Source organism: Telluribacter humicola (assembly GCF_017355935.1).
Taxonomy (GTDB): domain Bacteria; phylum Bacteroidota; class Bacteroidia; order Cytophagales; family Spirosomataceae; genus Telluribacter; species Telluribacter humicola.
Window position 1 is genome coordinate 204,705 of record NZ_JAFIQT010000008.1, and the last position, 6,422, is coordinate 211,126.

Below are 6,422 nucleotides of genomic sequence, written 5' to 3' on the forward strand. Positions count from 1 at the left end.
TGCTGTGATAACACTTTGGGCTTATATGAATTTTATATCTATCCACCTTTAACTCCATCCGATTATGAAGGATCAGGACAAGCCTCAGGATAAAGGTGAAAGCCGCCAAGAGCCTACCAAAGGCCAGGGAACAAATCCCGCCAATCAGGAAGACGAAAATGCGGGTGCTGATGTACTGCTGAACACTCGGACCCAGCGTGGCATATTCGGCGCTAATGATCTAGACTATGACGACCTGAAGCAGGAAGAAGAGAGCCAGGACGATGAAGATGTTTAGGGAAGGTACTTTGCTGCAGAGCAGGTACCTGTGTTAGTAGCCGGATTTTATCTAACGGTAACTCAAAAGCGGTTTTTGCTTTTCTTGCCGGTGCTCATCCACCTACTATCAACTACCTAATGAAGCGATTGTATTATCTCCTTTGGCTGGTGCTGCTTTTTGCGGCTTCCTGTACCCGACCGGATGACAATGTCTTTTCCCGGGACGCTACCTACTTTCTGGGACAATGGAAGGCAAATAGCAAAGTTGCGAGTAGCAGCTCTTTCAGAGCAGTACTTACCTTCTCGAAGGATGAAACTTTCACTCTAAATCTCAATACAGATAAAGGGCCTTTGACCTACAAGTGGTCGTATGATGAATCTACTTAGGAGCTAACTCTTAAAGATGAAGCCTATCAGGTAGTACTCATGGAGAAGAATCAGTTTTCTATCCGGTCAACTTATTCAGGAAGTGTTTTGAGCTATACTCGTAAGTAGCTCCTTTACTCACTCCTGCGTGTGGTACGGTACCAGCTCTTCAAAAAGGTACTGGGGATCGTACTGCACCCCGAATTTTTCTAATAACCCAACATACTCTTCTCGGAAGGTTTGCTTACGGTGATGGGCTTCCTGATTCTGTATGTAGCGGTACACCCAATCGATGTGGGAGCGGCTGTACGAAAAAGCCCCGTAGCCGACCTGCCACTCAAAGCGGTTGCGGAGCAGCCCATTTTCGTTCACCCACTTAGACGATTTGGCTTTGGCCTGCTGCATCACCTCCGAAAGCGCTATGGAGGGTTTGAGGCCAAAGAAGCAGTGGACATGGTCTTCAACGCCGTTGACGATGAAGGTCTTGCAGCCGGTTTCGTTAATGAGGTTACCAATGACCGCCATCAACTGCTCCTTCCACTCTTTTCGGATCGTGGCTTCGCGGTATTTCACCGCAAACACCGCCTGTATGTATAGTTGCGTGTAGCTGTTGGGCATAGATTAGCATGGATATACACCTGAATAAATTCAGGAGGTACCAAATAATCGTGCCTCTGGCACTAGCATGTTAACCTACATCACCCGCTACAAAATTGGTCGTGCCTACGGCACTCAGACGCCAACCATAGTGCCTTAGGCACGACAGATGTATACCAGGCCCGGACTTCAGTTCGGGCTTCACAGGCACAACCAAACGCCATCCACAGTGCCAGAGGCACGACCGATGTACATCAGGCCCATATTTCAATCCGGGCTCTTTAAATCGTCAGGTCCTGAACACTGGCTGGGGTTAACGCCTCGAAGAAAGCCTTGGCTTCGGCAAAGCCCTGCTGGCGCATCAGCTCCATAGCGGCCGGATTAAAGGTAAGGCCACCCGGTCCGCCCCCTTCCAGCATTCTTGAAGGTCGTATTTCGTGGATGGTAGTGACCGCTGTATTAGCGAAAGGATTACTGGTCTGAGCCAGGGCGTTGTTTACAACAGAAGCGGGTACACCGGCCGCCAGTAGCCGACTGCGAACGGCCTGAAGGTACTGGTTGCCCCGCTGGTAGAGCCGGGCCAGGCGGTAATCATTCTGCCCCACATCCTCGCTAAACATATCAATCGTGCGCTCCAGGATCTGGACCGCGCTGGTGAGTCGGTTGGGGTCGGGTGGCAGTACTTTCGGAGTCAACGTGATGGAGATGATGGTTTCGGCTCCCGCGTCAATGGCGGCCTGTAGCGGAGTTATTTCGCGTACACCCCCATCCGTGTACTGCTGGCCCCGCATCTCTACGGGCTGCATAAATACGGGCTGGCAGCTCGATGCCAGCATCGCCCCGCGCAGGATGTTGGCGCTGCTGATCGTCTCCACATCGTAGTCCCCACCCACCCGCAAGGGCTGCGTAGCCCAGTACACCAGGCGCTCTGTCTGCAGGCATACCGTCGCGATGTACACCGGAAGGCCCCGGCGCTGAATCTCCGCAAAGTGACTATCCGTAAGAGTTCGGTCGATCAGCCTTTTCAGGGGCTGGGCGTCGTGCAGCGAGATACTCCGGGCCAGGTTGGTAATGCCTCCCAGTATCAATACATCGTTCTGGCGCGTGGTGGTGTACAGTCGGCGGAGCAACGGCAGCTCACCACAGGCCGCCAGCGGGACAATGAGCGAACCCGTACTAGTACCGCAGTAGATATCAAACTGATCAATGGGACGGACATGCGCTTGCATGTATTCCAGTACACCCACCGCGAAGGCTCCGCGCGAACCGCCTCCGCTGACCACTAATGCCGTTTTTGCCATGGTTAAGAGATGTTAGGTACGTCAGAAGAGAACTATTCAGTAACAGGAGGTAATGGCCGTATCCGGGGCTTTGTCACATTAACTGATACCCCAAACTGGAAGTAGGTTATCGGTTGCCGTTGGTCGCGGTGTAGCTTGAGGGAGAGAATTAGTAAGTCATCCAGCTCAAAACCTACGCCGCCGCCCAGCCACTGCCGCTCATTTTCGGCTCCGCTGCGTTTGCCGAACAGGTACTCTCCCAGCAGGTGTATATTGTACGACGAAGCTGTCAGTACACTGGGTCCCTCCAGTACCTTCAGCGTCACCCGGGGGCCACCCAGCCAGCCAAACCGACTCCCCTGGTAAAAGCCGCCTCCGGTGACTCCCGCCCGCAGACGCCCCGGTACCAGGGTATACTGTGGAGTGATCTGCAGCGTAGCCAGGTATAGTTTGGGAGCCCCCCGGGGCTGATTAAATCCGTTTCCCGCTTCTACCCATACCCAGGGAGAGCCGTTGTTCTTCGGGAAGCTCTGCGCCGTAGCCCGCGAAGGAACAGCCAGCAGCAGGCTCAGTACCGTAAAGGAGATAAAGGCTTTCATAGAATTAGGGACAAGCTACTAGTACGGATCTTGAATAGGGTAGCGGGAAATGTAGGGCCTGATCGTTAGATCAGTACAGTAATAGCAACCGTTAATCTTTCAGGTTGTTACCAGCGTTGGTCATGTACCGCCTGGAACATAAAAGGCTAGTAGCCTCTTTGCTAGTAGTAAGTTACACAGGTTCTGTGAGTATAAGAAGTAGTTTTTAGTGAGTGGTAGGGGTGAGGCCTGGCGCCTTCAGGAAGGGTACCTTTTGCATTTCCAGATTCTCCAGGCCCGGCTGAAAGAGGGCTGTCTCTCACCCTCCTCGGCCAAAGCCGAAATCCAGCTATAAACTCATATAAAAGAATAACGTATCTGATTAAGATACGTACTAATCCATACCCCTTTTCACACGGATGCGAGACCTGGTGAAAGGGGTATGGACAGGAAGCCCGGGCACCTAGTAGCCGGGCTTCCTGTTTGTTTGTCCGTTGCGGGTGATATTGCTGATAGATTTCTGCCTTATAGTAGTTTGTTTGAAGCCTTCGCTCGTAAGATTACAAACAACAACTTGAAAATTTGAATAAATTCACCCCTTGATAATTTAGATGTGATACTAAGTGTAGAACCCTCCGGTAAGAAGCCATGACAAATCAGAATAGACTTTTACCTCCACATACTTTGCCTGAAACTCTTTGGGATCAAGCAAATGGAGTAATAGAATTATCTCCAATACTTAAGAAAGCATATCTTGAAACACTTTCTGAAAACAACTTAGAGCATCTAAGCTTATCGAGAGGTGCTAACGACTCCCCTATTGGAGGAATAAGCCAAGAAGAAACTGACGAACATTTTGCCAGATCTTTTGATGGTTCATCTGCCAGAGTACAGCTTGCTCTAATAGACCCTAACTATGACATAAATGGGGCCTCTGATGCTTTGATTAATAGCTTATCAGGTAACAGATTAGTAATAGTGGATGCTCCTTGCGGAGCTGGTGCAGCATCACTTTCATTATTAACCACAATAGCTGAGCTAAGAAGTAAGCAAGTACTACCTCGGATACCACTTGAAGTAGTATTCATAGGAGGAGAGATTGCTGAACCGGCAAGGAGATACGCACAAATTATGGTGGATAAAGTAACTCCTGAGTTAGAAAAACAAGCCATTTTCTTAAAAACTGAATTCCGCTCATGGGATGCTACTTCAGATATAAGTACAACTGATTTAATTAAAGCAGTTGTAAGAGCTGAATCCACTAAGTCAAAACTGTTAGTACTAATAGCTAACTTTAGTGGCTTCCTTGAAAAAAAAATGAAGGATGCTGAACCACAAATAAGGGAACTGCTAAGATATTCAGCAGGTCAGAACAGCTCAGCCATTTGGATTGAGCCCCAAAGAAATAGTGTCACTAAACAAGGTGGCCTTTTTTCTAAGATTGAGACACTTGCATTAAGATTCGCGAGATTTATACAGTTATATAAAACAAACTCTGATACTGAAAATCATGCAAAAGCATCTTCAAAATATAGGCGGCCGATCAAGTCACAAGACACTGTCCGAGTTAATCTTGCTGTTATTTCATTAGTGTTGAAGAAGCCATATGCAAAATAATCGTCCAGAAACACTTGCTATTAGAACTGTAAATCAATATCGACGTCGTGATGTAATTTCTTATCTGTCCGTACGATATTACGTTGAAAGCCTTGCCGCCAGAACTGATCACTGGGCTAACAACGCGGCGATAGACCTAGTCCTAACCAGAAAGAGTAGTTCCTATTTTAAAACTTACCATTTCAAAGAGATTGATGAGAACGGAGAGATACAGTATAGGGAAATTTATTTACCCTCAGCGAACGAAGCGCTAGCGGAAGCAGCATTATTAAATGAATGCTCTAAATATTCTGAATTTTCAAATGACTCGACATGTGTATTTAGTTACAACTTAGTTAGAAACTTAGACCGTACTGGTTCTTTCAAGCAGTATATTGTGGGGCTACGAGAAAGACAGAATGCTATCACCAAAGCATGCGAAGACAATAAAGATGGTATAGTAAGACATACTGATATTAAGCAATTCTATCCATCAGTTAGCCTAGAGTTAGCTTCTCGTATATGGCAGAGGACTTGTGATGATGCGGAAATAGATACAAAGTTCAGGCTCTTAGGCCAAGAGTTGATTTCTGGCTATGGGACAGTAAATGAGAATAATGCACTAATTGTTGGCCCAGCCTTTTGTCACTTTATTGCTAATTTGGTCCTTAAAGAGTTAGATATACATTTTTCCAATAAACTTCCAGCTAAGTACTTTAGGTATGTTGATGATATTACACTTGTAGGCAATAAAACCTCCGTTGACAATTCTATAAAAGCCATAAAAGAAAAGCTTGGCTCAATAGGTCTTCTTTTACATGACGACACATCACCTAAGAACATTCAAGGATCAACGCTAGAATGGCTAAGTTACAGACATGACTTCCATGAAAGCCATCGACCTATCTCCTGGAAAACATTGATAGGTGATTTGCGTCGCTTTCTCCTTTTGTACCCCGACAAGAAAGAAGATCTGAAACATGCTTTGCAAAATGAGGGTTTTCGGATTCCTTTATATGATTATATGGCAACTACAAAGGAAAGAACCTTTTTGGAGACACTTTTGAATCTCGTAACAGATATACGATTTAGAATACGCGCTCGAGGTATTAGCATACAAAGCCTCATAAGACAGTGCCGTTTCTTACGAAACTGCTATAAAAATGAAGTTGATGACTTGCTAAAAACTCTAAATGATGAGCATGGTTTTGATAGAAAGAGTAAGATTACTAAAATTCGTTATAGAGCATCTCGGTTGATTTATCTTGCATCAGAACAGGATCTTCATAATTTAGCTGTATCCTTATATCTGATTCCTGAATTAAAATTCCATGCAACAGTACTGGAGTCAATTAGGTCAAAAAATATTGACAAAGTAATATCTTTAGGTACAAATTGTGCTCAAGCTGCTGCCCAAGCTTTCAAAGCCTGTTCAAGTACTGTATTTTTAACTTTACAAGAGTTAACACCTGTTCAAGAACAATCACTAGCTATATTTCAGTTATATGCGATACCTGTGGAAGGTGGTCAGGTACCAACATGTGATCTATTTGAATTTGCAACCTTAGGGTGTAATAATTACCTTATGACATGTGAGGATAGTTTTATTAAAGAAATATCATGTTTACATGGAGTACAGGAAACTATTCGTCATAGTGTATAATGCTCCCCAAAAACTGGACAGTAGTTTAAAGTTTAAAATCATTAACTTAGATCTACAAGATGTCCAATTATGGCCAAATCGACC

The 6,422-nt window shown here is 45.7% G+C and carries 7 protein-coding genes; 4 read left to right on the forward strand and 3 right to left on the reverse strand.

Features of this window, described 5'->3' with window-relative positions; genetic code table 11:
• Positions 1-64: 64 nt before the first annotated feature.
• Together JUB14_RS24810 and JUB14_RS24815 are read left to right on the forward strand one after the other, a co-directional pair.
• Positions 65-277: a hypothetical protein gene (locus tag JUB14_RS24810; protein WP_207509555.1), complete on the forward strand. Its 213-nt coding sequence runs from the start codon at positions 65-67 to the stop codon at positions 275-277.
• Positions 278-396: 119 nt separating this feature from the next.
• Positions 397-645: a hypothetical protein gene (locus JUB14_RS24815; protein ID WP_207509556.1), complete on the forward strand. Its 249-nt coding sequence runs from the start codon at positions 397-399 to the stop codon at positions 643-645.
• 117 nt (positions 646-762) lie between these two features.
• Here JUB14_RS24815 and tnpA read toward each other — a convergent pair whose 3' ends face one another.
• The 3 genes from tnpA to JUB14_RS24830 form a co-directional block, all read right to left on the reverse strand.
• The gene (gene tnpA / locus JUB14_RS24820; protein WP_207509557.1) at positions 763-1,242 is read right to left on the reverse strand and encodes an IS200/IS605 family transposase; all 480 of its coding nucleotides are present in this window, start codon (positions 1,240-1,242) and stop codon (positions 763-765) included.
• Between the two features lie 260 nt (positions 1,243-1,502).
• Entirely contained in the window at positions 1,503-2,522 is a 1,020-nt protein-coding gene (locus JUB14_RS24825) for a patatin-like phospholipase family protein (RefSeq protein ID WP_207509558.1), read from the reverse strand.
• 32 nt (positions 2,523-2,554) lie between these two features.
• On the reverse strand, positions 2,555-3,100 hold the full coding sequence (locus tag JUB14_RS24830; RefSeq protein ID WP_207509559.1) for a hypothetical protein: 546 nt from the start codon (positions 3,098-3,100) through the stop codon (positions 2,555-2,557).
• 627 nt (positions 3,101-3,727) lie between these two features.
• Here JUB14_RS24830 and JUB14_RS24835 point away from each other — a divergent pair.
• The gene (locus JUB14_RS24835) at positions 3,728-4,696 is read left to right on the forward strand and encodes a hypothetical protein (protein ID WP_207509560.1); all 969 of its coding nucleotides are present in this window, start codon (positions 3,728-3,730) and stop codon (positions 4,694-4,696) included.
• On the forward strand, positions 4,686-6,338 hold the full coding sequence (locus tag JUB14_RS24840) for an RNA-directed DNA polymerase (protein ID WP_207509561.1): 1,653 nt from the start codon (positions 4,686-4,688) through the stop codon (positions 6,336-6,338). The genes JUB14_RS24835 and JUB14_RS24840 overlap by 11 nt, the downstream gene beginning before the upstream one ends.
• Positions 6,339-6,422 lie beyond the last annotated feature (84 nt).

What these genes read in the sequence shown, in the direction of transcription:
- JUB14_RS24810 (WP_207509555.1), top strand. Translation starts at nt 65, where the DNA reads ATGAAGGATCAGGACAAGCCTCAGGATAAAGGTGAAAGCCGCCAAGAG.
- JUB14_RS24815 (WP_207509556.1), top strand. Translation starts at nt 397, where the DNA reads ATGAAGCGATTGTATTATCTCCTTTGGCTGGTGCTGCTTTTTGCGGCT.
- tnpA (WP_207509557.1), bottom strand. Translation starts at nt 1,242, where the DNA reads ATGCCCAACAGCTACACGCAACTATACATACAGGCGGTGTTTGCGGTG.
- JUB14_RS24825 (WP_207509558.1), bottom strand. Translation starts at nt 2,522, where the DNA reads ATGGCAAAAACGGCATTAGTGGTCAGCGGAGGCGGTTCGCGCGGAGCC.
- JUB14_RS24830 (WP_207509559.1), bottom strand. Translation starts at nt 3,100, where the DNA reads ATGAAAGCCTTTATCTCCTTTACGGTACTGAGCCTGCTGCTGGCTGTT.
- JUB14_RS24835 (WP_207509560.1), top strand. Translation starts at nt 3,728, where the DNA reads ATGACAAATCAGAATAGACTTTTACCTCCACATACTTTGCCTGAAACT.
- JUB14_RS24840 (WP_207509561.1), top strand. Translation starts at nt 4,686, where the DNA reads ATGCAAAATAATCGTCCAGAAACACTTGCTATTAGAACTGTAAATCAA.